The organism is Myroides phaeus (assembly GCF_009799805.1).
Classification (GTDB): Bacteria; Bacteroidota; Bacteroidia; order Flavobacteriales; family Flavobacteriaceae; genus Flavobacterium; species Flavobacterium phaeum_A.
In genome coordinates, this window is record NZ_CP047050.1 from 390,971 (window position 1) to 412,857 (window position 21,887).

A 21,887-nucleotide genomic window follows, 5' to 3' on the forward strand; every position below is an offset into this window, starting at 1 on the left:
CAGTAAAAAGAATAACTAATAATGTAAAAGAGCGATAACATTTGATTGTTATCGCTCTTTACTATATAATAAATAAAATATATTACTTCACTTTAAAAGCATTGCTTTGAGGATAGTAAGCAACATCTCCTAACTCCTCTTCAATTCTAAGCAATTGGTTATATTTAGCCATACGATCAGAACGAGAAGCAGAACCAGTTTTAATTTGTCCACAATTTAAAGCCACAGCTAAATCGGCAATAGTGCTATCTTCTGTTTCACCAGAACGATGAGACATCACTGATGTATAACCAGCATTTTTAGCCATATTAACAGCAGCGATAGTTTCTGTTAATGTACCTATTTGATTAACTTTAATTAAAATTGAATTTGCAATACTACCTTCAATTCCTTTTGATAAACGCTCTACATTTGTTACAAACAAATCATCTCCAACTAATTGAACTTTATCTCCAATTCTTTCAGTTAAATACTTCCATCCTTCCCAATCATCTTCTTGCATTCCATCTTCAATTGAAATAATAGGATATTTTGCTGCTAATTCAGCAAGATAATCAGCTTGTTCTTTAGAAGTACGTACTTTACCTAAATCACCTTCGAACTTAGTATAATCATACTTCCCATCAACATAAAATTCGGACGCTGCACAGTCTAATGCAATCATAATTTCATCACCAAATCTATATCCTGCATTTTCAACCGCTTTTTTGATAGAGTCTAATGCATCTTCAGTTCCTTTCAAAGTTGGAGCAAAACCACCTTCATCACCAACAGCTGTACTCAATCCTCTTTCGTGAAGAACCTTCTTCAAATGATGAAAAATTTCTGTCCCCATTTGCATAGCATGTGTGAATGTGATAGCTTTAACAGGCATGATCATAAACTCTTGAAATGCTATCGGTGCGTCTGAATGAGAACCTCCATTAATAATATTCATCATAGGTACTGGTAAAGTATTAGCAGAAACACCACCTACATAACGATACAATGGTATATTCAATTCTGCTGCTGCTGCTCTGGCAACTGCAAGAGAAACACCTAAAATCGCATTTGCTCCTAAATTACCTTTATTTGAAGTTCCATCAAGTTCAATCATTAGTTGATCAATAGTATTTTGTTCAAAAACACTAACACCAACTACATGTTCAGCAATAATACTATTAACATTATCAACTGCTTTCAAAACTCCTTTACCCATAAATGCTTTTCCACCATCACGTAACTCCACAGCTTCGTGTTCACCAGTAGATGCTCCAGAAGGAACAGCAGCTCTACCTAAAAAACCATTCTCAGTAATTACATCAACTTCAACAGTAGGATTACCTCTTGAATCTAAGATTTGACGTGCATGCACACTTACAATTGTACTCATATATTGTGTCTTAAAATTTAGTATAAACAAATTTACAAATTAAAAAAGAGGTATTCCTATAATTCAACGAAATACTAATAAAAAACCAAAAAAAAAGAGCTTATTAAGCTCCTTTCTTTTTTGTCATACTCTGTACGAACTCATCAAATAAATATCTTGAATCATGTGGACCAGGACTTGATTCAGGGTGATACTGTACTGAAAAGACATCTCTGTCTACCATTTTCATACCAGCTACTGTACCATCATTTAAATGCACATGTGTTAATTCTAATTTCGGATGTCTATCTAATGCAGACTTTTCAATAGCAAAACCATGATTCTGAGAAGTAATCTCTCCTCTACCTGTTTTTCTATTCATAATAGGATGATTAACACCTCTATGTCCACTAAACATCTTAAATGTAGAAACACCTTGTGAGAGACCTATCAATTGATGTCCTAAACAAATTCCAAAAACTGGTTTACCTGAATCTATAACCTTATTCACTGTATCTAAAACACCAAGTGATGCAAGAGCTTTAGGATCACCAGGTCCATTAGATAAGAAATAACCATCAGCTCCAAAATCTTCTAACTCAGCAAAAGAAACATCATAAGGGAATACCTTTACAAAACAATCACGCTCTTCAAAGCAACGTAAAATATTAGTTTTAATACCAAAATCCACTGCTGCAACCTTAAAAGTAGCAGAACTATCTCCAAAAGTATAAGCCTCTTTTGTAGACACCTTTGATGAAAGTTCTAAACCATCCATTGAAGGAACATTACTTAGTAATTCCTTCAATTCAGAAACAGACTTACCATCAGTAGATATAATTGCATTCATTGCACCATTATCACGGATATGAGCAGTTAAAGCACGAGTATCGACATCAGAAATAGCTACCAAGTTTGCCTCCTTTAAGTAAGTAAACAAATCAGAATCAGAATCTACACGTGAATGATTAAAACTAAAATTCTTACAAACTAAACCTGCTATCTTAATACTATCCGAATCAACTTCATTATTATTAACTCCATAATTTCCAATATGCGCAGTAGTAGCTAACATAATTTGACCAAAATAAGATGGATCAGTGAATATCTCTTGATATCCCGTCATACCCGTATTAAAGCAGATTTCACCAAATGCAGTACCTTCTATACCAATTGATTTACCATAAAAAACAGTTCCATCTTTTAAAACTAAAAGAGCCTTTTTTCTTTCTATATATTCCATAATAAAGTTGTGTTGTATGAATTACAAAAATAAAAAAAAAGGACAACCCTAAAAGGGTGTCCTTTAATATAATTAATAATAAATAATTTTAAAAAAACTATTCATTAGTATTTGCTTCAGTTGCAGGAGCTTCAGTTGCTTTTTTCTTACCTCTACGAGTGTTAGATTTTTTAGCATCTTTCTTAGCAACATTATAGATTTCATTGAAATCTACTAATTCGATCATTGCCATATCAGCGTTATCACCTAAACGGTTACCTAACTTAATGATACGAGTATATCCTCCTGGACGATCTCCAACTTTTTGAGCAACCTCTCTAAAAAGTTCAGTAACAGCCTCTTTGCTTCTTAAATAAGAGAAAACAACGCGACGGTTATGAGTATCGTCAGTTTTAGATTTAGTTACTAATGGTTCAATAAACTGTTTTAAAGCTTTAGCTTTAGCAACAGTAGTATTGATACGCTTGTGCTCAATTAAAGAACAAGCCATATTAGCCAACATAGAATTTCTATGTCCAGCTTTTCTACCTAAATGATTTATTTTCTTTCCGTGTCTCATTTCTTTCTAGAATTTAGACTTAAAGTCTATATTATTCTTTATCTAATTTGTATTTTGATAGATCCATACCGAAATTAAGTCCTTTAACAGCTACTAACTCTTCTAATTCAGAAAGAGATTTCTTACCGAAATTTCTAAACTTCATTAAGTCATTTTTGTTAAATGAAACTAAGTCTCCTAATGTATCTACTTCAGCCGCTTTCAAACAATTCAATGCTCTAACTGAAAGATCAAGATCTACCAATTTAGTTTTAAGAAGCTGTCTCATATGAAGAGATTCCTCGTCATACGATTCAGTTTGTGCAATCTCATCAGCCTCCAAAGTAATTCTCTCATCAGAGAATAACATAAAGTGGTGGATTAAAGTTTTTGCAGCTTCTGTTAACGCATCTTTTGGATGAATAGAACCATCTGTAATGATATCAAAAACTAACTTTTCATAGTCAGTTTTTTGTTCAACACGATAGTTTTCTATAGCATACTTAACGTTCTTAACTGGAGTATAAATTGAGTCAGTAAAGATAGTACCAATAGGTGCATTAGGTTTTCTATTCTCTTCAGCTGGTACATAACCTCTTCCCTTCTCAATAGTAAGATCCATATTAATAGTTACATTACTATCCAAGTTACAGATAACTAATTCTGGGTTCAGAACTTGGAAACTTGAAATAAATTTCTGGAAGTCTCCTGCAGTTAACTGTTCTTTTCCTGAGAAAGAAATACTTACAGTTTCATTATCTACATCTTCTATTTGACGTTTAAAACGAACTTGTTTTAAGTTAAGAATGATTTCAGTAACATCCTCAACTACACCAGCGATAGTAGAAAACTCATGATCCACACCCTCGATACGAACTGAAGTAATAGCATATCCTTCAAGTGAAGAAAGAAGAACTCTTCTTAATGCATTACCTATAGTCAATCCATATCCCGGTTCTAAAGGTCTAAATTCGAATTTACCCTTAAAATCGGTCGAATCAATCATGATAACTTTATCGGGCTTTTGAAAATTAAATATTGCCATATTTGTTTCGACTGAATGTCAATTATTATTTGTTGTACAACTCTACGATTAACTGTTCTTTGATGTTTTCAGGAACTTGAAGTCTTTGAGGTACAGAAACGAAAGTACCTTCTAAAGTTTCAGGATTCCAAGTAATCCATTCATAAACAGCACTAGAATTAGATAATGAACGTTCGATTGTTTCTAAAGATTTTGATTTAGCACGAACAGCTACTTTATCACCAGGTTTTAATTGGTATGAAGGAATGTTAACCAATTCTCCATTTACAGTAATATGTCTGTGAGAAACGATTTGACGTGCAGCTCTACGAGAAGGAGCGATACCCATTCTGTAAACAACGTTATCTAATCTTGACTCACATAATTGGATCAAAACTTCACCTGTTACTCCACGAGCAGCAGATGCTTTTTTGAATAAATTACTGAATTGTTTTTCTAAAATACCATAAGTATATTTAGCTTTTTGTTTCTCCATCAATTGGACAGCGTACTCAGATTTTTTACCTCTCTTTTTTGCTAATCCGTGTTGCCCTGGAGGGTAATTTCTTTTTTCGAATGATTTATCATCACCAAAAATTGCTTCACCGAACTTACGAGCGATTTTCGTTTGTGGACCAGTATATCTTGCCATTTCTAAAAATTAAAAAAAGGTAGGGATTATGAATTCAGGTCACTTTCCTTCGATAATCTATTCCTACCTTAGGTTATACTATAAAATTAAACTCTTCTTCTTTTCGGAGGACGACATCCGTTGTGTGGCATTGGAGTAATATCGATAATCTCTGTTACTTCAATTCCGTTGTTATGTAAAGATCTGATAGCAGATTCTCTTCCGTTACCTGGTCCTTTAACATAAACTTTTACTTTTTTCAATCCTGCCTCAAGTGCAACTTTACCGCAATCTTCTGCAGCCATTTGAGCAGCGTAAGGTGTGTTCTTTTTAGAACCTCTGAATCCCATTTTACCTGCTGATGACCAAGAAATCACTTCACCTTTTTTATTAGTCAATGAAATGATGATATTGTTAAATGTCGCATTAATATGAGCTTCACCTGTTGCTTCAACAAGTACTTTACGTTTTTTTGTATTCGCTTTAGCCATATTACTACTTATTATTTAGTTGCTTTTTTCTTGTTAGCAACAGTTTTTCTTTTACCTTTTCTTGTTCTAGAGTTGTTTTTAGTTCTTTGTCCTCTTAAAGGAAGACCAACTCTATGACGGATACCTCTGTAGCATCCAATATCCATTAAACGTTTGATATTTAATGAAATTTCAGAACGTAATTCACCTTCAATAGTGAAATGAGAAACGGCTTCACGAATAGCTCCGATCTCGTCATCATTCCATTCTTGAACTTTTTTATCTTCGCTAACTTGCGCTCTTCCAAGAATTTCTTTAGCTCTGCTTGAACCAATTCCGAAAATATAAGTTAAAGCAATAACTCCTCTTTTGTGTTTAGGTATGTCTACCCCTGCGATTCTTGCCATAATTATCCTTGTCTTTGTTTAAATCTAGGATTCTTTTTATTAATAACGTAAAGTCTACCTTTTCTACGTACTATAATGCACTCGGCACTTCTTTTTTTAACTGATGCTCTTACTTTCATTTTAATAGCCTCTTTAATATCTATAAGTAATTCTTGCTTTGGTCAAATCGTAAGGGCTCATTTCCAATTTAACTCGGTCACCTGGTAACAACTTAATGTAGTGCATACGCATTTTTCCAGATATATGAGCGATTACTATATGTCCATTTTCTAATTCCACACGGAACATTGCATTTGATAATGCTTCAATGATTGAACCGTCTTGTTCTATTGCTGATTGTTTTGCCATAAAAAATTAAGCTATTGCTTTCCTATTTTTACCACTCGTCATCATACCATCATACTGTTTATTCAGCAAGTATGAATTAACTTGTTGTATTGTATCGATTACAACACTAACCATAATCAATAACGACGTTCCACCGTAAAACATTGCCCAACCTTGTTGAACTCCTAATAAACTAACTACAATAGCAGGAAAAATTGCTATCAAAGCCAGATAAAGAGACCCTGGGAATGTAATTAACGACATAATTCTATCTAAGTAATCAGCAGTGTCAGATCCAGGCTTAACACCTGGGATAAATCCACCACTTCTCTTAAGATCGTCTGCCATTTTATTAGTAGGTACTGTAATTGCGGTGTAAAAGTACGTAAAAATTATGATTAATAAAGCAAAAAGTAAATTATACTGCCATCCGAACACATTATGGAATGTAGAACTGATTGATTTAGCAGTATCAGAAGTAGATAAACCAGCTACTGCAGCTGGCACGAACATAATTGCTTGAGCAAAAATGATCGGCATTACTCCTGAAGCATTTAGCTTTAAAGGGATCCACTGACGATTACCGCCTAACATAGATTGATCATAAGTCCCCGAAGCACTTCTTCTTGCATATTGAACCGGTATACGTCTCACTGCAAGAGTTAAATAGATACAAGCAACAATGATTAACAACCATAAAATTACTTCTATAACCACCAACATTGGTCCTCCATTATTATCAGTGATTCTTGATTGGAATTCTTGGATGAAAGACATTGGAAGTCTTGCAATAATACCAACCATAATCAATAATGAAATACCATTTCCAATACCTTTATCAGTAATTTTCTCACCTAACCACATTGCAAAAATAGTTCCGGTAACTAGTATAATTACTGAAGAAAACAAGAATGAGAAAGAATTGAAACCTAACAAAAATGCATCTGATGGTAGTTGGACATACAAGTTATAGATATAGCTAGGTCCTTGTAATAAAGTAATACCAATAGTTAACCATCTTGTTATCTGGTTCATTTTCTTTCTACCGCTTTCCCCATCATTTTGGAGTTTCTGAAGATAAGGAACCGCGATTCCCATCAACTGAACAACAATGGAAGCAGAAATATAAGGCATAATACCTAATGCAAATACAGATGCTTGCGAAAATGCACCACCTGTAAAAACATTAATCAACCAACCAATACCTTGGTCAGTTTGCTCTGTTAAAGCTTGCAATTTCGTTGCGTCAATACCTGGAAGGGTTACTTGTGTACCAAAACGGTACACAAGTAATAATCCCAATGTTATCAAGATTTTGTTCTTCAACTCCTCTATTTTCCAAATACTGGCTAATGTTTCAAAAAACTTCTTCATCTTGTTTATTAAGATTTTATAACTTTACAATTTCTCCTCCAGCTGCCTCGATTGCTTCAATAGCAGATGCTGAAAACTTGTGTGCAGAAACTTTCAATTTTGCTTTGATTTCTCCACGCCCTAAAACCTTAACCAAACTATTCTTAGAAGTTAATCCTAACTCAACTAAAAGAGCGAAATCAACAGTATCTGTAATCACTCCGCTATCAACTAAAGACTGTAATTTCTCTAAGTTAATAACATCATATTCTACTCTATTGATATTTTTGAAACCAAATTTAGGAACACGTCTTTGAAGTGGCATTTGCCCTCCTTCAAATCCGATCTTTTTAGAATATCCTGAACGTGATTTAGCTCCTTTATGTCCTTTTGTAGAAGTTCCTCCTTTTCCAGAACCTTCACCACGACCAACACGTTTGTTTTGGTTGTGTACTGAACCGTTAGCTGGTTGTAAATTACTTAAATTCATACTTTACAATATTATTTAATTTCTTCTACAGAAACTAAGTGTTGAACTTTATTTACCATTCCTAAAATAGCAGATGTAGACTCATGTTCTACTACCTGTCCCATTTTACGAAGTCCTAAAGCCTCTAATGTTCTCTTTTGATTAAGAGGACAATTAATTTGGCTTCTTACTTGTTTTACTTTAATCTTTGACATAATTCTTTCAAATTAACCTTTAAATACTTTTTCTAAAGAAATTCCTCTTTGTTTTGCAACTGTAGAAGCACTTCTTAGGCGTAATAAAGCATCGAAAGTAGCTTTCACCACGTTATGTGGGTTAGAAGAACCTTGAGATTTAGATAATAAATCCGTGATTCCTACAGATTCCACAACCGATCTAACAGAACCTCCAGCGATAACTCCAGTACCTAAAGATGCAGGCATCAATAAAACTCTTGCTCCACTAAATTTTCCTTTTTGCTCGTGAGGAATAGTATGTCCGTTTAAAGGAATTCTAACTAGATTTTTCTTAGCATCCTCTACTGCTTTAGCGATTGCTTCAGAAACGTCTTTTGATTTACCCAAACCATGACCCACTACACCGTTTTCATCACCTACAACAACTACAGCTGAGAATCCAAAAGCTCTTCCCCCTTTAGTTACTTTGGTAACACGATTTACACTAACCAAACGATCTTTTAAATCAAGACCACTTGGTTTTACAAATTCTACGTTTTTATAATTTTGATACATAACTAATTAGAATTTTAATCCAGCTTCTCTAGCTCCTTCTGCTAATGATTTAACACGTCCGTGGTATAAATAACCGCTTCTATCAAAAGATACAGTTTCAACCCCAGCTTTTAAAGCTTTCTCTGCAATTAGTTTCCCAACCGATGCAGCAGTTTCAATATTGGTTCCTCTTGTTATACCTGCTTCTCTTGAAGATGCAGCAGCAAGAGTTACTCCATTCACGTCATCTATAACTTGTGCATAGATTTCTTTATTACTTCTGAAAACAGAAAGTCTTGGTTGAGCAGGAGTACCGCTAACTGTCTTTCTGATTCTGAATTTTATACGTTGTCTTCTCTCAGATTTTGTTAATGACATAGTCTTAATTTTTAAGCTGATTTACCTGCTTTTCTTCTTAACTCTTCACCCACAAACTTGATACCTTTACCTTTGTAAGGTTCTGGTTTACGGTATGAACGGATCTTAGCTGCAACTTGACCAACTAATTGTTTGTCAAATGAAGTTAATTTAATGATAGGATTTTTACCTTTTTCAGATATAGTTTCCACATTAACTTCTGGCGCAACATTCAACACAATATTGTGAGAGAATCCTAAAGCTAAATCTAATTTTTGTCCTTGGTTAGAAGCACGATATCCTACCCCAACCAATTCTAAACTGATAGTAAATCCTTCAGAAACACCAGTGATCATGTTATTGATTAAACTACGGTATAAACCGTGTTGTGCTCTTTCTTCTTTTGCATCAGAAGAACGCTCAACAATAACTTGATTTTCTTCAACTTTAACACTAACTGTATTAAATTTCTGAGTAAGTTCTCCTAATTTACCTTTTACAACAACTTCTCCTTCGTTAACTGTTACAGTTACACCAGCAGGAATTGCTATTGGACTTTTTCCTATTCTTGACATCTCTTAGTCTTTTTAAATTAGTATACGTAACAAACTACTTCTCCACCAACGTTTAATTGTTTCGCTTGTTTTCCTGTCATCAATCCTCTTGAAGTTGACACGATAGCGATTCCTAAACCATTTAAGATTCTTGGAAGGTCTGTTGCAGAAGCGTATTTACGCAAACCTGGTTTACTAATTCTTTGGATATCTCTAATTACAGACTCTTTCGTGTCTTTATCATATTTAAGAGCTATTTTGATTGTACCTTGAACTGTACTGTCATCAAATTTATAGCTTAAGATATATCCTTGATCGAATAAAATTTTTGTGATTTCTTTTTTGAAATTAGATGCTGGGATTTCAACCACTTTGTGGTTTGCTCTAACAGCGTTTCTAACTCTTGTAAGGAAATCTGCTATTGGATCTGTATACATTGTTTTTACCTTTAAATCTTAATTACCAACTTGCCTTTTTAACACCAGGTATTAACCCATTGTTTGCCATCTCACGGAAAGTAACACGAGAAATACCGAATTGACGCATATACCCTCTTGGTCTACCTGTCAATTTACATCTGTTGTGTAAACGTACTGGTGAAGCATTTTTAGGTAACAGTTGTAATCCTTCGTAGTCACCTGCCTCTAAAAGAGCTTTTCTTTTAGCAGCATATTTATCTACTAATGCCTGTCTTTTAACCTCACGGGCTTTCATTGATTCTTTAGCCATACTTAATTCTTTTTAAAAGGTAATCCTAATTCAGCAAGTAAAGATTTCGCTTCTTTATCTGTATTAGCAGATGTAACGAAAGTGATATCAAAACCAGCGATTTTGTTTACTTTATCGATGTTGATTTCAGGGAAAATAATTTGCTCAGTAACACCTAAGTTATAATTTCCTCTTCCGTCAAATCCATCAGATTTAATACCAGAAAAATCTCTAACTCGTGGTAAAGCTGAAGTAACTAAACGGTCTAAAAACTCGTACATTTTCTCTCCACGTAACGTTACTTTTGCCCCAATTGGCATTCCTTTTCTTAATTTGAAAGAAGCAACGTCTTTCTTAGAAATTGTTGCAACTGCTTTCTGTCCTGTAATTTTAGTTAACTCCTCAACAGCGTAATCAACTAATTTTTTGTCAGAAACAGCAGCACCAACTCCACGGCTAACAACGATTTTCTCAAGTTTAGGAACTTGCATTACGTTTTTATAACCGAATTCCTCAGTAAGAGCAGAGATAACTCTGCTTTTATATTCTTCTTTAAGTCTTGGTATATAAGCCATAACTATAATACTTGATTTGATTTTTTAGAAACTCTTACATTTTTTCCATTTTCTTCTTTGATAGCTACTTTAGTAACTTCATTAGTCTTAGGATCAACGATCGCTAAGTTAGAAATATGAATCGGAGCTTCTTTTTTAACAATTCCACCTTGAGGGTTAGAAGCACTTGGCTTAACATGTTTTGAAATCATGTTAACTCCTTCAACAATAGCTTTGTTCTTTTCACGTAATACACGTACGATTTTACCTTCTGATCCTTTGTGATCTCCAGCGATAACTCGTACTGTATCTCCTGTTTTTATCTTTAGCTTAATCATGTTTAGAACGAATTACAACACCTCAGGTGCTAATGATACAATTTTCATGAATTGTCTTTCACGAAGTTCTCTTGCTACTGGACCAAAAACACGAGTTCCTTTCATCTCACCTGCAGCATTCAATAATACACAAGCGTTATCATCGAATCTGATGTAAGATCCATCAGCTCTTCTCACTTCTTTTTTGGTACGCACAACTACTGCAGTTGAAACAGCTCCTTTCTTAACGCTTCCGTTTGGAGTTGCTTCTTTAATAGAAACTACAATTTTATCACCTACAGAGGCATAACGACGTTTCGTTCCTCCTAAAACACGGATAGTCAAAACTTCTTTTGCTCCTGTGTTATCTGCTACTTTAAGTCTAGATTCTTGTTGTACCATAATTATTTCGCTCTTTCAATGATTTCAACTAATCTCCAACATTTAGATTTAGATACTGGACGAGTCTCCATAATCTTAACTGTATCTCCAATGTTGCAGTCATTTGTTTCGTCGTGTGCAACGTATTTCTTCGTTTTCAACACGAACTTACCATATAATGGGTGTTTAACTCTTTTTACTTCAGCTACAACGATAGATTTCTCCATTTTGTTGCTAGTAACAACACCTATTCTTTCTTTTCTTAATTTTCTATTTTCCATCTTTCGGCAAAATACAATTATTGTAACTCTCTTTTGCTTAGTTCAGTTTTAACTCTTGCAATACTTCTTCTAATTGATTTAATTTGAAGAGGATTCTCGATTGGAGAAACTGCATGAGAAGACTTTAAGCTGTTATATGTGCTAGTCAACTGGTTTAGTTGATCTTGTAATTCAGCTACAGATAGATTTACTATTTCTGATTGTTTCATGATAAAATTTTATTATGCTTCGAAATCTCTAGCAATTACAAATTTAGTTTTTACAGGAAGTTTTTGAGCTGCAAGACGCAAAGCTTCTTTAGCTACTGAAATTGGCACTCCACCAACTTCGAACATGATTCTTCCTGGTTTTACCACAGCAACCCAGTATTCTACTGCACCTTTACCTTTACCCATACGTACTTCGAGAGGTTTCTTAGTGATCGGTTTGTCTGGGAAAATTTTAATCCATAACTGCCCTTCACGTTTCATAAAACGAGTAGCAGCGATACGCGCTGCCTCGATTTGACGTGAAGTAATAAATGCAGAGTCCATAGATTTGATTCCAAACATACCATTTGAAAGTTCATGCCCTCTTTGAGAAATCCCTTTCATTTTACCTTTCTGTACCTTACGGTATTTTGTTCTTTTAGGCTGTAACATTTTTCTTCAGTTTAAAAATTACTTTCTTTTGCGTGGGTTAGATTTACCTTTTGGAGACCCTGATGATTTGGATTGTTTTTTATCCATACCAGCTAACGGAGAAAGATCTCTTTTACCGTAAACTTCACCTTTCATGATCCACACTTTGATTCCCATTCTACCGTAAGTAGTGTGAGCTTCTGCAAGTGCATAATCAATATCAGCTCTGAAAGTTGATAATGGAATTCTTCCTTCTTTGAATGTTTCAGAACGTGCCATTTCAGCTCCGTTTAAACGACCAGAAATCATTACTTTGATTCCTTCTGCATTCATTCTCATCGCTGCAGCCATAGCCATACGGATAGCTCTACGGTAAGAAATTCTGTTTTCGATTTGACGAGCGATACTAGCAGCCACTAAATATCCATCAATCTCAGGACGTTTGATTTCAAAGATGTTGATTTGAACTTCCTTATCAGTAATCTTTTTCAATTCTTCTTTTAACTTGTCTACCTCTTGTCCACCTTTTCCGATAATGATACCAGGTCTAGCAGTAGTGATAGTAACGGTTACAAGCTTCAAAGTTCTCTCAATGATTACTTTAGATACACTAGCTTTTGATAAACGAGCATGGATGTACTTTCTGATTTTGTGATCTTCAGCGATTTTATCACCGTAGTCGTTTCCACCATACCAGTTTGAGTCCCATCCTCTGATAATACCAAGGCGATTCCCGATTGGATTAGTTTTTTGTCCCATACTGTTTACTAATTGCTTTGTGTGTTATTATTAGATCCTAATACGATTGTAACGTGATTAGAACGTTTTCTGATTCTGTGTGCTCTTCCTTGAGGTGCTGGACGAAGTCTTTTCAACATCATACCACCATCAACTCTGATTTCTTTAACGATCAATCCAGCTTCTTCAATGTTTGAATCACTGTTTTTCGCTTGCCAGTTTGCAATAGCAGACAAAAGTAATTTCTCTAATTTACGAGAAGCTTCTTTTGAACTGAATCTTAATATATTTAGAGCTTTTTCTACTTTCTGACCTCTTACTAAATCCGCAACTAAGCGCATTTTTCTAGGAGAAGTAGGGCAATTGTTTAGCTTAGCAAAAGCAACTTGCTTATTAGCTTCTTTAACTTGCTCTGCTCTTTCTCTTTTACGAACTCCCATAGCTTCTTATTATTTTTTACCTTTATTCTTTGCACCAGCGTGACCTCTAAAAGATCTTGTTGGCGAAAACTCACCTAATTTATGTCCTACCATGTTCTCTGTAACATACACAGGAACAAATTGACGACCATTATGTACTGCAATAGTTTGTCCAACGAAGTCTGGAGTAATCATAGAAGCTCTTGACCAAGTCTTGATAACTCCTTTACCACCAGCTTCAACATTTTGTTGAACCTTTTTCTCTAATTTGAAGTGAACATAAGGTCCCTTTTTTAACGAACGTGCCATGTCTTAATCTTTTATTTCTTTCTACGTTCAACGATATACTTATTACTCGCCTTAACTTTAGAACGAGTTCTGTACCCTTTAGCAGGCATTCCATTTCTAGAACGTGGGTGTCCTCCTGACGAACGACCTTCTCCACCTCCCATTGGGTGATCTACTGGGTTCATTGCTACTGGTCTAGTTCTAGGTCTTCTTCCTAACCATCTTGATCTACCAGCTTTACCTGAAACGATTAATTGGTGATCGTGATTAGAAACAGCTCCGATAGTAGCCATACACTCTAACAAAATCAAACGGATTTCTCCAGAAGGCATTTTGATTGTAGCATATTTACCATCTCTAGCAACTAATTGAGCAAAAGTTCCTGCTGAACGAGCGATAACAGCACCTTGTCCAGGGCGTAACTCGATACAAGAAATAACTGTTCCTAATGGAATAGTTTTTAAAGTCATTGCATTTCCAACTTCTGGTGAAGCATCAGGTCCTGAAACTACAGTTTGTCCAACTTTCATACCGCTTTGAGCAATGATGTATGATTTAGCTCCATCTGCATAAGCGATCAATGAAATGAACGCTGATCTGTTTGGATCATACTCAATTGTCTTAACAGTAGCTGGGATACCTGCTTTAGTTCTTTTGAAATCTACAACACGGTATCTTTGCTTATGACCACCACCCATGTAGCGCATGGTCATTTTTCCTTGACTATTTCTACCTCCAGATTTTTTTTTCGGTGCTAGTAAACTACGCTCCGGCTTATCAGTTGTTATAGCGTCAAAACTATTTACAACTCTAAAACGCTGACCTGGGGTAATAGGTTTTAATTTTCTAACTGACATTACTTATTAATTAGATATTTGAATAAAAGTCTATACTTTCTCCTTCTTTCAATTCAACTATTGCTTTTTTATAAGCATTAGTTTTAGCGTTGATCATTCCACTTTTAGTGTACTTAACAGAACGCTCAGCACCGTAGTTCATAGTATTTACACTAACAACAGTAACTCCATAAGCTGCCTCAACAGCTTTTTTAATCTCAATTTTGTTAGCTTTTCTATCAACTACAAAACCAAAGCGGCCGAAAATTTCGCCGTCTTTAGTTATTTTTTCTGTAATTATAGGCTTAATTAAAACACTCATCTTCCTATTATTTACTTAAATTTTCAACAATTCCTGCTACAGATCCTTCAGTTAACACTAAACTACCTGCGTTTAAAACAGCGTAAGTGCTTAATTCTGAGTTAGTTACAACAGCAGACTTCTCTAAATTGCGTGATGACAAATATACATTATTATTTGATTCACCCAACACAAATAGAGATTTTTTATTTTCCAACCCTAAAGCATTCAAAACGTTAATGAATTTTTTAGTACTTGGTGCTTCGAAATTAAAGTCTTCAACAACGATTAAATTTGATTCTTTCATCATGATAGAGAAAGCAGATTTTCTCGCTAAACGTTTTAAACTTTTGTTTAATTTGAAAGAGTAGTTTCTCGGTCTTGGTCCGAAGATTCTTCCCCCTCCTCTGAAAACTGGAGACTTGATACTTCCCGCTCTCGCTGTACCAGTTCCTTTTTGTTTTTTAATCTTACGAGTACTACCAGATATCTCAGCTCTTTCTTTAGCTTTATGAGTACCTTGTCTTTGATTTGCTAAATATTGTTTAACATCAAGATATACTGCGTGATTGTTTGGTTCTATACCGAATACTGAATCTAAAAGTTCAACTTTTCTTCCAGTATCTTTTCCTGTGATATCTAAAACTTTTACTTCCATTACTTCTGAACGATTACATAAGAGTTTTTGTGTCCAGGAATAGCTCCTTTAACAACAAGTAGATTTTTATCAGCAACTACTTTTAAAACTCTAAGGTTTTGTACTGTTACATTTACTCCTCCAGTTCTTCCCGCCATACGCATTCCTTTGAATACTCTTGATGGGTAAGAAGAAGCTCCTACAGATCCTGGTGCTCTTAAACGGTTCTTTTGTCCGTGAGTAACTTGACCTACTCCACCGAAACCGTGACGTTTAACAACCCCTTGGAATCCTTTTCCTTTAGACACACCTTGAACGTCTACAAATTCACCTTCAGCGAACAAATCAACAGTGATAACATCACCTAATTTGTAATCACCTTCGAATTCTTTGATTTCAACAACTTTTCTTTTAGCAGATGTTCCAGCTTTCTTAAAGTGACCTAACTCAGCTTTAGTAGCATGTTTCTCTGTCTTGTCATCGAAACCAAGTTGTAACGCTTCATACCCGTCAACCTCATTGGTTCTGACTTGGGTAACGACATTTGGACCTAATTCGATTACTGTACAAGGAAGGTTTTTCCCGTTTTCATCGAAAATACTTGTCATGCCGATTTTTTTACCAATTAACCCAGACATAAATATTTATTTAAAATTTATTTTTCAATTTAAAAGAACTAAGTATTGAGGCAATTACCTCAATACTTAGTTATAAAATTTTTGTTTCGAACTAAGCGTTATTTATCACACTTTGATTTCAACTTCTACTCCACTTGGTAACTCTAATTTCATTAAAGCATCAATTGTTTTAGAAGATGAAGAATAGATATCTAACAATCTTTTGTAAGAACTTAATTCAAACTGCTCTCTTGCTTTTTTGTTCACGTGAGGAGAACGAAGAACAGTAAATATTTTTTTGTGTGTTGGTAACGGAATTGGTCCTGTTACTACTGCACCTGTACTTTTTACAGTTTTTACGATTTTCTCAGCTGATTTATCAACCAACATATGATCGTAAGATTTTAATTTTATTCTGATTTTTTGACTCATTTTTCTCTAACTAAGATTATGCGTTTCCTTTAGCTTTTGCAATAACTCCTTCAGAAATATTAGAAGGTGTTTCTGCATAATGAGAGAACTCCATTGTAGAAGTAGCTCTACCTGATGATAATGTTCTTAATGTAGTAACATAACCAAACATTTCTGATAATGGAACTGAAGCTTTAACAACTTTAGAACCAGCTCTATCATCCATGCTATTGATTTGTCCACGACGACGGTTTAAGTCACCTACAATATCACCCATGTTTTCTTCTGGAGTTAACACTTCTAACTTCATAATTGGCTCAAGAATAACAGCTCCTGCAGCTTTTGCAGACTCTTTATATCCCATTTTAGCAGCTAATTCGAAAGATAAAGCATCAGAGTCAACTGCGTGGAAAGATCCATCAGTTAAAGTAACTTTCATAGAATCCATTTCGAATCCTGCTAAAGGTCCTTGTTTCATTGCTTCTCTAAATCCTTTTTCTACTGAAGGAATATATTCTTTTGGTACGTTACCACCTTTAACCTCATTAACGAATTGTAATCCAACTGCTGGTTTACCATCAACGTCTTCTGCAGGTCCAATTTTGAAAACGATATCAGCGAATTTACCACGTCCACCAGATTGTTTTTTATAAACTTCTCTGTGTTGTGCATCACGTGTAAGAGCCTCTTTGTACTCTACCTGTGGTTCACCTTGGTTAACTTCTACTTTAAACTCACGTTTCATACGGTCGATTAACACGTCTAAGTGTAACTCTCCCATACCAGAAATTACTGTTTGTCCAGAAGCATGGTCAGTTTTCACTGTGAACGTTGGATCTTCCTCAGCTAATTTAGCTAAAGCAGTACCCATTCTATCCATATCCGCTTTTGTTTTTGGCTCAATAGCGATACCAATTACAGGATCTGGGAAAATCATACTTTCTAAAACGATTGGGTTTTTCTCATCACATAGAGTATCTCCAGTTTTGATATCTTTAAACCCTACAGCAGCTCCAATATCTCCAGCCTCAATATATTCGATTGGATTTTGTTTGTTAGCGTGCATTTGGTAGATACGAGAAATACGCTCTTTATTACCAGAACGAGTATTCAATACGTAAGAACCTGCATCTAAGTGTCCTGAATAAGTTCTAAAGAAAGCTAAACGACCTACGAATGGGTCAGTAGCAATTTTAAACGCTAATGCAGAGAACGGCTCTGTTACAGATGGTTTACGTACGATTGGCTCTTCAGTATCAGGATCTGTTCCTTCAATACCTTCCTTGTCCATTGGAGAAGGTAAGTAACGACAAACAGCATCTAACATAAACTGAACACCTTTGTTTTTGAATGAAGATCCACAAGTCATTGGAATGATACTCATATCCAAAGTTGCAGCTCTTAATGCAGCGTGGATTTCGTCCTCAGAAATTGATTCCTCATCCATCATATATTTTTCTAAAAGGTTTTCGTCATAAGCCGCAACCTCTTCGATTAATTGACCTCTGTATTGTTTAACATCATCAACCATGTCAGCAGGAATCTCAACAACATCAAATGTAGAACCGTGGTTCTCATCGTGCCATACGATTGCTCTGTTTTTAACTAAGTCAACGATACCTCTAAAATCAGCTTCATCACCAATTGGTAAAACAATCGGCACTGCATTTGATTTCAACATATCTTTAACTTGCTGACAAACAGCTAAGAAGTTAGCACCTTGACGGTCCATTTTATTTACAAACCCCATACGAGGTACTTTGTAATTATCAGCTAATCTCCAGTTAGTTTCTGATTGAGGCTCAACACCATCAACAGCACTAAATAAGAATACTAATCCATCTAATACACGTAAAGAACGGTTAACCTCTACTGTAAAGTCAACGTGTCCTGGAGTATCAATAATATTGAAGTGGTATTCCATTGAATCAGGCAATTTTGCCCCTTGATTCGTTGGGAAACTCCAAGTACAAGTAGTTGCAGCTGAAGTAATTGTAATACCTCTTTCTGCTTCTTGCTCCATCCAGTCCATAGTAGCAGATCCTTCGTGAGTCTCTCCCATTTTATGGTTTTTACCTGTATAGAACAAAATACGCTCTGTAGTAGTTGTTTTACCAGCATCGATGTGAGCAGCGATACCAATATTTCTTGTATATTTTAAATCTCTTGCCATTGTATATAGTTTCTGTATGGATTAAAATCTAAAGTGAGAGAATGCTTTATTAGCTTCAGCCATTTTATGAGTATCCATTCTCTTTTTAACAGCAGCTCCTTCTTCTTTAGCAGCAGCTAAAATTTCAGATGCTAATCTTGCAGCCATAGATTTCTCATTTCTTTTTCTCGCATACAAAATCATCCATTTCATTGCCATAGAGATCTTTCTATCCGGACGAATTTGCATTGGAATTTGGAATGTTGCTCCACCAACACGACGAGAACGAACCTCTACGTGTGGCATAACGTTAGTTAATGCATCTTTCCAAACATCTAATGAAGTTTTTTCTTCATCTTGTTTCTTTTCTTCTACGATTTCTAAAGCATCATAGAAAACTTTAAACGCTGTAGACTTTTTTCCATCCCACATCAAGTTATTAACGAAACGAGTTACTAACTGGTCATTAAATTTTGGATCTGGTAAAAGAGGTCTCTTTTTAGCCTGTCTTTTTCTCATGTCTGTTTCTTAAACGTTTATACGATTATTTTTTGTCTTTAGGGCGTTTAGCACCATATTTAGATCTTCTTTGAGTTCTACCGCTTACTCCTGCAGTATCCAAAGCTCCACGAACGATGTGGTATCTAACACCTGGTAAGTCTTTCACCCTTCCACCTCTAACTAATACTATCGAGTGCTCTTGTAAATTGTGTCCTTCTCCTGGGATGTAAGCGTTTACTTCATTACCATTTGTCAAACGTACCCTTGCAACTTTACGCATTGCAGAGTTAGGTTTTTTTGGTGTAGTAGTATAAACACGCGTACAAACACCTCTTCTTTGAGGACAAGAATCCAAAGCAACCGATTTACTCTTCTTAGTCAATTGGGTTCTCCCTGTTCTTACTAATTGTTGAATTGTTGGCATAATGTTTATTAATAATTTCTACAATATATTATTCCGCACTATATACGGGGTTGCAAATGTATAACTATTTTTTAATTATTCAAATCTCAAAACACTAATTTTCAACAGAATTAATTTTTTTTACCTATTCCTTTTAATACAAAAAAGAACGTGTTTATCCTGAGCGTTTTTCAAACCCCCATATTACTTAGATTTATCCTGTATTTTTAGTTTTTAATAGAAATACTTTTTGCATATTCAATATAAGAAAAATAATCGTCAAAACCAAAAAAACATCTTATTTAAGCTTTTTACATTGTCAAAAAAAAACCTAAAATTGAATACAAAAATCTAAAAAACAACATTTTACAAAAAAACAAAACACAAAAAACATTCCAATAATTCTCTCTCCTTATAATATAGAGAGCATTTAAACTTTCTTGTATTGTTGAACACAAAATATATTTACCTTTGCAAAATGGAACAGGACAATCAAATATTTGGTATTCGCGCAATTATCGAAGCCATAGAAGCAGGAAAAGACATTGATAAAGTTTTTATTCAGAAAGACGCTCAAGGTGAGCTAATGAATGAACTTATCAAAAACTTAAAAAAGAATAATATTAATTTTTCATATGTACCTATTGAAAAATTAAACAGACTTACTAAAAAGAATCACCAAGGTGCTATTGCTAACATTGCCCCTATTGCATTTGTTGCTTTAGAAACTTTAGTTGAATCTGTTTTAGAGAAAAAAGATAAACCTCTATTCCTTATTTTAGACCAATTATCAGATGCTCGTAATTTTGGAGCTATTATACGTACTGCTGTATGTTGTGGTGCTGACGGAATCATCGTTGGTAAAAATGGTGCTGCTCCAGTAAATGGAGATACTGTTAAAACATCTGCTGGTGCTGTTTTTAATATTCCTATTTGTAAAGTTGATCACATTAAAGATGCTGTATTCTATTTACAAGGTTCTGGTGTAATCACTTTAGGAGCTACTGAAAAAGCTGAGAAAGAAATTTACGACGTAGATCTAAACGTACCTTTAGCTATTATTATGGGTAGTGAAGATAAAGGAATCAACCCTTCTGTATTAAAAATCATCGACGAGAAAGCAAAACTACCGATGTTTAGTGTAATTGATTCATTAAACGTATCTGTTGCTTGTGGTGCTTTCTTGTATGAAACTATCAGACAAAGAAGATAATTTGAAAAAGACTAAACTACAAAAGAAACCTAATTTTCCAGTTAATCAAGAACTTGAAGCGTACTTAGAAAAATACAACCGTATTACTAAGACCAGTATTTTCTATGATGACTTAATGCGCTTTTGTGGTTTTATCAATTTAGAAGATTCTAAAGGAAATGATACACTTTGGTTAAGAGTTTATTATCCTGAACACGAATACAAAGAAATTGAAGCAAGTCTAACAAAAATATACACTTTACTTCATTCTGATGGAGATGAACAAACATTGCCATTCTTAACAATTGACAGCATTGACTTTTGTTCGTTTGGCAATTCAAAACCCTTTAGAATTAAAGTAAGAAATATTCTGAATGACAACTTTACAAATCTTTATATAAAAAGAGCCGATGCTTCAAGAATATACGGGTTAGAATTAGAAGAGATGCTCTCTCCTTACCCAATGAACTTTTTGGTTTATAAGGAAACTTTAATTGAAGAGCACATCTTAGGAATTCCTGCTGATGTGTTTATAAAAGACCACTTGCCAAAATGTACTGAATTAGAAAAAGCACAAATCTCTAAAGAGTTTGTAAAGTTCAATGAAAGATGTCTACTTGGCTTATTAGGTGATATGAGATCGTATAATTACGTTATCATTCCTACCCACGATTTTGACCAAGTAGTTTATAGAATACGTCCTATTGACTTTGATCAGCAAAATTATGAAGGCAATTTAAAGTTTTATATGCCCCAGTTTTTCAAAGAAAATAGTACGGTAGTTATGATGGTTTTAGACAAACTAAAAGACAATTCAATAGAACAGTATCGAAAAGAAGTCCGTTCCGTTTTAGTCAGAAGAGTTTTGAGTAACAAAGAACGATTTGATGACCTAATTGAGGTAATGAAAAAAGACACCATTTCAACTCTCGAAAATATAGATCATCTCAAACTCGATTTGTACAACTTGAGCAAAGACAAACAATTTAAATACTGCTCTAATATGGGAGAAATATTAGAGACTATGATAAACTATGTCATTAAAAATTATAAAAGCGTCTTTTAACGAAGACGCT

At 34.6% G+C, this 21,887-nt stretch carries 36 protein-coding genes; 2 read left to right on the forward strand and 34 right to left on the reverse strand.

Translation table 11 applies throughout. From position 1 onward, the window contains the following. Positions 1-82: 82 nt before the first annotated feature. From eno to rpsL, 34 genes are all read right to left on the reverse strand, one after another. Entirely contained in the window at positions 83-1,372 is a 1,290-nt protein-coding gene (gene eno, locus GQS07_RS01800; protein ID WP_158209380.1) for a phosphopyruvate hydratase, read from the reverse strand. A 103-nt stretch (positions 1,373-1,475) separates the two neighbouring features. Next, positions 1,476-2,594 carry a glutamine-hydrolyzing carbamoyl-phosphate synthase small subunit gene (gene carA, locus GQS07_RS01805; protein WP_158209381.1) on the reverse strand — a complete coding sequence of 373 codons (1,119 nt, stop codon included), beginning with the start codon at positions 2,592-2,594 and terminating at the stop codon, positions 1,476-1,478. Positions 2,595-2,691: 97 nt separating this feature from the next. Then, the gene (gene rplQ / locus GQS07_RS01810; protein ID WP_158209382.1) at positions 2,692-3,153 is read right to left on the reverse strand and encodes a 50S ribosomal protein L17; all 462 of its coding nucleotides are present in this window, start codon (positions 3,151-3,153) and stop codon (positions 2,692-2,694) included. Positions 3,154-3,184: 31 nt separating this feature from the next. Further along, the gene (locus GQS07_RS01815) at positions 3,185-4,177 is read right to left on the reverse strand and encodes a DNA-directed RNA polymerase subunit alpha (RefSeq protein WP_158209383.1); all 993 of its coding nucleotides are present in this window, start codon (positions 4,175-4,177) and stop codon (positions 3,185-3,187) included. Between the two features lie 25 nt (positions 4,178-4,202). Next, entirely contained in the window at positions 4,203-4,808 is a 606-nt protein-coding gene (gene rpsD / locus GQS07_RS01820; protein ID WP_158209384.1) for a 30S ribosomal protein S4, read from the reverse strand. A gap of 86 nt (positions 4,809-4,894) precedes the next feature. Further along, on the reverse strand, positions 4,895-5,278 hold the full coding sequence (gene rpsK / locus GQS07_RS01825) for a 30S ribosomal protein S11 (protein WP_090410236.1): 384 nt from the start codon (positions 5,276-5,278) through the stop codon (positions 4,895-4,897). Positions 5,279-5,289: 11 nt separating this feature from the next. Beyond that, positions 5,290-5,664 carry a 30S ribosomal protein S13 gene (gene rpsM / locus GQS07_RS01830; protein ID WP_158209385.1) on the reverse strand — a complete coding sequence of 125 codons (375 nt, stop codon included), beginning with the start codon at positions 5,662-5,664 and terminating at the stop codon, positions 5,290-5,292. Between the two features lie 2 nt (positions 5,665-5,666). After that, entirely contained in the window at positions 5,667-5,783 is a 117-nt protein-coding gene (gene ykgO / locus GQS07_RS01835) for a type B 50S ribosomal protein L36 (protein WP_002987490.1), read from the reverse strand. Between the two features lie 13 nt (positions 5,784-5,796). Further along, positions 5,797-6,012: a translation initiation factor IF-1 gene (infA, locus tag GQS07_RS01840; RefSeq protein WP_090410234.1), complete on the reverse strand. Its 216-nt coding sequence runs from the start codon at positions 6,010-6,012 to the stop codon at positions 5,797-5,799. A gap of 6 nt (positions 6,013-6,018) precedes the next feature. Further along, complete coding sequence (gene secY, locus GQS07_RS01845; protein WP_090410233.1) at positions 6,019-7,365, reverse strand: preprotein translocase subunit SecY; 1,347 nt, start codon at positions 7,363-7,365, stop codon at positions 6,019-6,021. Positions 7,366-7,381: 16 nt separating this feature from the next. Continuing rightward, a complete protein-coding gene (rplO, locus tag GQS07_RS01850; protein WP_090410232.1) occupies positions 7,382-7,834 on the reverse strand; it encodes a 50S ribosomal protein L15 in 453 nt (150 codons plus the stop codon). A gap of 11 nt (positions 7,835-7,845) precedes the next feature. Continuing rightward, positions 7,846-8,028 carry a 50S ribosomal protein L30 gene (gene rpmD, locus GQS07_RS01855; protein WP_090410231.1) on the reverse strand — a complete coding sequence of 61 codons (183 nt, stop codon included), beginning with the start codon at positions 8,026-8,028 and terminating at the stop codon, positions 7,846-7,848. 12 nt (positions 8,029-8,040) lie between these two features. Beyond that, a complete protein-coding gene (rpsE, locus tag GQS07_RS01860; protein ID WP_158209386.1) occupies positions 8,041-8,565 on the reverse strand; it encodes a 30S ribosomal protein S5 in 525 nt (174 codons plus the stop codon). A 6-nt stretch (positions 8,566-8,571) separates the two neighbouring features. Then, positions 8,572-8,922: a 50S ribosomal protein L18 gene (gene rplR / locus GQS07_RS01865; protein WP_158209387.1), complete on the reverse strand. Its 351-nt coding sequence runs from the start codon at positions 8,920-8,922 to the stop codon at positions 8,572-8,574. Between the two features lie 11 nt (positions 8,923-8,933). Continuing rightward, a complete protein-coding gene (rplF, locus tag GQS07_RS01870; RefSeq protein ID WP_158209388.1) occupies positions 8,934-9,476 on the reverse strand; it encodes a 50S ribosomal protein L6 in 543 nt (180 codons plus the stop codon). A gap of 17 nt (positions 9,477-9,493) precedes the next feature. Further along, on the reverse strand, positions 9,494-9,892 hold the full coding sequence (gene rpsH, locus GQS07_RS01875; protein ID WP_090410227.1) for a 30S ribosomal protein S8: 399 nt from the start codon (positions 9,890-9,892) through the stop codon (positions 9,494-9,496). Between the two features lie 22 nt (positions 9,893-9,914). Further along, the gene (gene rpsN, locus GQS07_RS01880) at positions 9,915-10,184 is read right to left on the reverse strand and encodes a 30S ribosomal protein S14 (RefSeq protein WP_090410226.1); all 270 of its coding nucleotides are present in this window, start codon (positions 10,182-10,184) and stop codon (positions 9,915-9,917) included. Between the two features lie 2 nt (positions 10,185-10,186). Next, the gene (gene rplE, locus GQS07_RS01885) at positions 10,187-10,738 is read right to left on the reverse strand and encodes a 50S ribosomal protein L5 (RefSeq protein WP_090410225.1); all 552 of its coding nucleotides are present in this window, start codon (positions 10,736-10,738) and stop codon (positions 10,187-10,189) included. A 2-nt stretch (positions 10,739-10,740) separates the two neighbouring features. Next, the gene (rplX, locus tag GQS07_RS01890) at positions 10,741-11,055 is read right to left on the reverse strand and encodes a 50S ribosomal protein L24 (RefSeq protein WP_090410224.1); all 315 of its coding nucleotides are present in this window, start codon (positions 11,053-11,055) and stop codon (positions 10,741-10,743) included. Between the two features lie 12 nt (positions 11,056-11,067). Further along, the gene (rplN, locus tag GQS07_RS01895) at positions 11,068-11,436 is read right to left on the reverse strand and encodes a 50S ribosomal protein L14 (protein WP_090410223.1); all 369 of its coding nucleotides are present in this window, start codon (positions 11,434-11,436) and stop codon (positions 11,068-11,070) included. A gap of 2 nt (positions 11,437-11,438) precedes the next feature. Continuing rightward, the gene (rpsQ, locus tag GQS07_RS01900) at positions 11,439-11,696 is read right to left on the reverse strand and encodes a 30S ribosomal protein S17 (protein WP_090410222.1); all 258 of its coding nucleotides are present in this window, start codon (positions 11,694-11,696) and stop codon (positions 11,439-11,441) included. 17 nt (positions 11,697-11,713) lie between these two features. Then, positions 11,714-11,905 (reverse strand): 50S ribosomal protein L29, encoded by a 192-nt coding sequence (rpmC, locus tag GQS07_RS01905; protein WP_090410221.1) that lies wholly within the window; start codon positions 11,903-11,905, stop codon positions 11,714-11,716. A gap of 12 nt (positions 11,906-11,917) precedes the next feature. Beyond that, a complete protein-coding gene (gene rplP / locus GQS07_RS01910; RefSeq protein WP_090410220.1) occupies positions 11,918-12,337 on the reverse strand; it encodes a 50S ribosomal protein L16 in 420 nt (139 codons plus the stop codon). Between the two features lie 18 nt (positions 12,338-12,355). Beyond that, positions 12,356-13,075, reverse strand: coding sequence for a 30S ribosomal protein S3 (rpsC, locus tag GQS07_RS01915; RefSeq protein WP_090410219.1), 720 nt, complete (start codon positions 13,073-13,075; stop codon positions 12,356-12,358). Between the two features lie 8 nt (positions 13,076-13,083). Next, positions 13,084-13,494 carry a 50S ribosomal protein L22 gene (gene rplV, locus GQS07_RS01920; RefSeq protein WP_090410218.1) on the reverse strand — a complete coding sequence of 137 codons (411 nt, stop codon included), beginning with the start codon at positions 13,492-13,494 and terminating at the stop codon, positions 13,084-13,086. A 9-nt stretch (positions 13,495-13,503) separates the two neighbouring features. Next, entirely contained in the window at positions 13,504-13,782 is a 279-nt protein-coding gene (gene rpsS, locus GQS07_RS01925) for a 30S ribosomal protein S19 (protein WP_090410217.1), read from the reverse strand. Positions 13,783-13,793: 11 nt separating this feature from the next. Then, positions 13,794-14,618 carry a 50S ribosomal protein L2 gene (rplB, locus tag GQS07_RS01930; RefSeq protein ID WP_090410216.1) on the reverse strand — a complete coding sequence of 275 codons (825 nt, stop codon included), beginning with the start codon at positions 14,616-14,618 and terminating at the stop codon, positions 13,794-13,796. 10 nt (positions 14,619-14,628) lie between these two features. Then, entirely contained in the window at positions 14,629-14,919 is a 291-nt protein-coding gene (gene rplW / locus GQS07_RS01935; protein WP_090410215.1) for a 50S ribosomal protein L23, read from the reverse strand. Between the two features lie 7 nt (positions 14,920-14,926). Next, positions 14,927-15,556 carry a 50S ribosomal protein L4 gene (gene rplD, locus GQS07_RS01940; protein ID WP_090410214.1) on the reverse strand — a complete coding sequence of 210 codons (630 nt, stop codon included), beginning with the start codon at positions 15,554-15,556 and terminating at the stop codon, positions 14,927-14,929. After that, the gene (rplC, locus tag GQS07_RS01945; RefSeq protein WP_090410213.1) at positions 15,556-16,173 is read right to left on the reverse strand and encodes a 50S ribosomal protein L3; all 618 of its coding nucleotides are present in this window, start codon (positions 16,171-16,173) and stop codon (positions 15,556-15,558) included. Before rplC ends, rplD begins: the two co-directional genes overlap by 1 nt. 105 nt (positions 16,174-16,278) lie before the next feature. Further along, positions 16,279-16,584 (reverse strand): 30S ribosomal protein S10, encoded by a 306-nt coding sequence (gene rpsJ / locus GQS07_RS01950; protein ID WP_006259497.1) that lies wholly within the window; start codon positions 16,582-16,584, stop codon positions 16,279-16,281. 16 nt (positions 16,585-16,600) lie between these two features. Beyond that, positions 16,601-18,736: an elongation factor G gene (gene fusA / locus GQS07_RS01955; protein WP_158209389.1), complete on the reverse strand. Its 2,136-nt coding sequence runs from the start codon at positions 18,734-18,736 to the stop codon at positions 16,601-16,603. A gap of 21 nt (positions 18,737-18,757) precedes the next feature. Continuing rightward, entirely contained in the window at positions 18,758-19,234 is a 477-nt protein-coding gene (gene rpsG, locus GQS07_RS01960) for a 30S ribosomal protein S7 (protein WP_090410211.1), read from the reverse strand. Positions 19,235-19,259: 25 nt separating this feature from the next. After that, a complete protein-coding gene (gene rpsL / locus GQS07_RS01965; RefSeq protein WP_090410210.1) occupies positions 19,260-19,640 on the reverse strand; it encodes a 30S ribosomal protein S12 in 381 nt (126 codons plus the stop codon). A gap of 457 nt (positions 19,641-20,097) precedes the next feature. On the opposite strand from rpsL, the gene rlmB reads away from it, so the two are divergent. Further along, positions 20,098-20,832, forward strand: coding sequence for a 23S rRNA (guanosine(2251)-2'-O)-methyltransferase RlmB (gene rlmB, locus GQS07_RS01970; protein WP_158209390.1), 735 nt, complete (start codon positions 20,098-20,100; stop codon positions 20,830-20,832). Continuing rightward, a complete protein-coding gene (locus GQS07_RS01975; protein ID WP_410505296.1) occupies positions 20,807-21,877 on the forward strand; it encodes a hypothetical protein in 1,071 nt (356 codons plus the stop codon). The genes rlmB and GQS07_RS01975 overlap by 26 nt, the downstream gene beginning before the upstream one ends. Positions 21,878-21,887: the final 10 nt, after the last annotated feature.

Coding starts and splice junctions, on each gene's coding strand:
- eno (WP_158209380.1), bottom strand. CDS start 1,372: ATGAGTACAATTGTAAGTGTGCATGCACGTCAAATCTTAGATTCAAGA.
- carA (WP_158209381.1), bottom strand. CDS start 2,594: ATGGAATATATAGAAAGAAAAAAGGCTCTTTTAGTTTTAAAAGATGGA.
- rplQ (WP_158209382.1), bottom strand. CDS start 3,153: ATGAGACACGGAAAGAAAATAAATCATTTAGGTAGAAAAGCTGGACAT.
- GQS07_RS01815 (WP_158209383.1), bottom strand. CDS start 4,177: ATGGCAATATTTAATTTTCAAAAGCCCGATAAAGTTATCATGATTGAT.
- rpsD (WP_158209384.1), bottom strand. CDS start 4,808: ATGGCAAGATATACTGGTCCACAAACGAAAATCGCTCGTAAGTTCGGT.
- rpsK (WP_090410236.1), bottom strand. CDS start 5,278: ATGGCTAAAGCGAATACAAAAAAACGTAAAGTACTTGTTGAAGCAACA.
- rpsM (WP_158209385.1), bottom strand. CDS start 5,664: ATGGCAAGAATCGCAGGGGTAGACATACCTAAACACAAAAGAGGAGTT.
- ykgO (WP_002987490.1), bottom strand. CDS start 5,783: ATGAAAGTAAGAGCATCAGTTAAAAAAAGAAGTGCCGAGTGCATTATA.
- infA (WP_090410234.1), bottom strand. CDS start 6,012: ATGGCAAAACAATCAGCAATAGAACAAGACGGTTCAATCATTGAAGCA.
- secY (WP_090410233.1), bottom strand. CDS start 7,365: ATGAAGAAGTTTTTTGAAACATTAGCCAGTATTTGGAAAATAGAGGAG.
- rplO (WP_090410232.1), bottom strand. CDS start 7,834: ATGAATTTAAGTAATTTACAACCAGCTAACGGTTCAGTACACAACCAA.
- rpmD (WP_090410231.1), bottom strand. CDS start 8,028: ATGTCAAAGATTAAAGTAAAACAAGTAAGAAGCCAAATTAATTGTCCT.
- rpsE (WP_158209386.1), bottom strand. CDS start 8,565: ATGTATCAAAATTATAAAAACGTAGAATTTGTAAAACCAAGTGGTCTT.
- rplR (WP_158209387.1), bottom strand. CDS start 8,922: ATGTCATTAACAAAATCTGAGAGAAGACAACGTATAAAATTCAGAATC.
- rplF (WP_158209388.1), bottom strand. CDS start 9,476: ATGTCAAGAATAGGAAAAAGTCCAATAGCAATTCCTGCTGGTGTAACT.
- rpsH (WP_090410227.1), bottom strand. CDS start 9,892: ATGTATACAGATCCAATAGCAGATTTCCTTACAAGAGTTAGAAACGCT.
- rpsN (WP_090410226.1), bottom strand. CDS start 10,184: ATGGCTAAAGAATCAATGAAAGCCCGTGAGGTTAAAAGACAGGCATTA.
- rplE (WP_090410225.1), bottom strand. CDS start 10,738: ATGGCTTATATACCAAGACTTAAAGAAGAATATAAAAGCAGAGTTATC.
- rplX (WP_090410224.1), bottom strand. CDS start 11,055: ATGATTAAGCTAAAGATAAAAACAGGAGATACAGTACGAGTTATCGCT.
- rplN (WP_090410223.1), bottom strand. CDS start 11,436: ATGGTACAACAAGAATCTAGACTTAAAGTAGCAGATAACACAGGAGCA.
- rpsQ (WP_090410222.1), bottom strand. CDS start 11,696: ATGGAAAATAGAAAATTAAGAAAAGAAAGAATAGGTGTTGTTACTAGC.
- rpmC (WP_090410221.1), bottom strand. CDS start 11,905: ATGAAACAATCAGAAATAGTAAATCTATCTGTAGCTGAATTACAAGAT.
- rplP (WP_090410220.1), bottom strand. CDS start 12,337: ATGTTACAGCCTAAAAGAACAAAATACCGTAAGGTACAGAAAGGTAAA.
- rpsC (WP_090410219.1), bottom strand. CDS start 13,075: ATGGGACAAAAAACTAATCCAATCGGGAATCGCCTTGGTATTATCAGA.
- rplV (WP_090410218.1), bottom strand. CDS start 13,494: ATGGGAGTTCGTAAAAGAGAAAGAGCAGAGCAAGTTAAAGAAGCTAAT.
- rpsS (WP_090410217.1), bottom strand. CDS start 13,782: ATGGCACGTTCGTTAAAAAAGGGACCTTATGTTCACTTCAAATTAGAG.
- rplB (WP_090410216.1), bottom strand. CDS start 14,618: ATGTCAGTTAGAAAATTAAAACCTATTACCCCAGGTCAGCGTTTTAGA.
- rplW (WP_090410215.1), bottom strand. CDS start 14,919: ATGAGTGTTTTAATTAAGCCTATAATTACAGAAAAAATAACTAAAGAC.
- rplD (WP_090410214.1), bottom strand. CDS start 15,556: ATGGAAGTAAAAGTTTTAGATATCACAGGAAAAGATACTGGAAGAAAA.
- rplC (WP_090410213.1), bottom strand. CDS start 16,173: ATGTCTGGGTTAATTGGTAAAAAAATCGGCATGACAAGTATTTTCGAT.
- rpsJ (WP_006259497.1), bottom strand. CDS start 16,584: ATGAGTCAAAAAATCAGAATAAAATTAAAATCTTACGATCATATGTTG.
- fusA (WP_158209389.1), bottom strand. CDS start 18,736: ATGGCAAGAGATTTAAAATATACAAGAAATATTGGTATCGCTGCTCAC.
- rpsG (WP_090410211.1), bottom strand. CDS start 19,234: ATGAGAAAAAGACAGGCTAAAAAGAGACCTCTTTTACCAGATCCAAAA.
- rpsL (WP_090410210.1), bottom strand. CDS start 19,640: ATGCCAACAATTCAACAATTAGTAAGAACAGGGAGAACCCAATTGACT.
- rlmB (WP_158209390.1), top strand. CDS start 20,098: ATGGAACAGGACAATCAAATATTTGGTATTCGCGCAATTATCGAAGCC.
- GQS07_RS01975 (WP_410505296.1), top strand. CDS start 20,807: ATGAAACTATCAGACAAAGAAGATAATTTGAAAAAGACTAAACTACAA.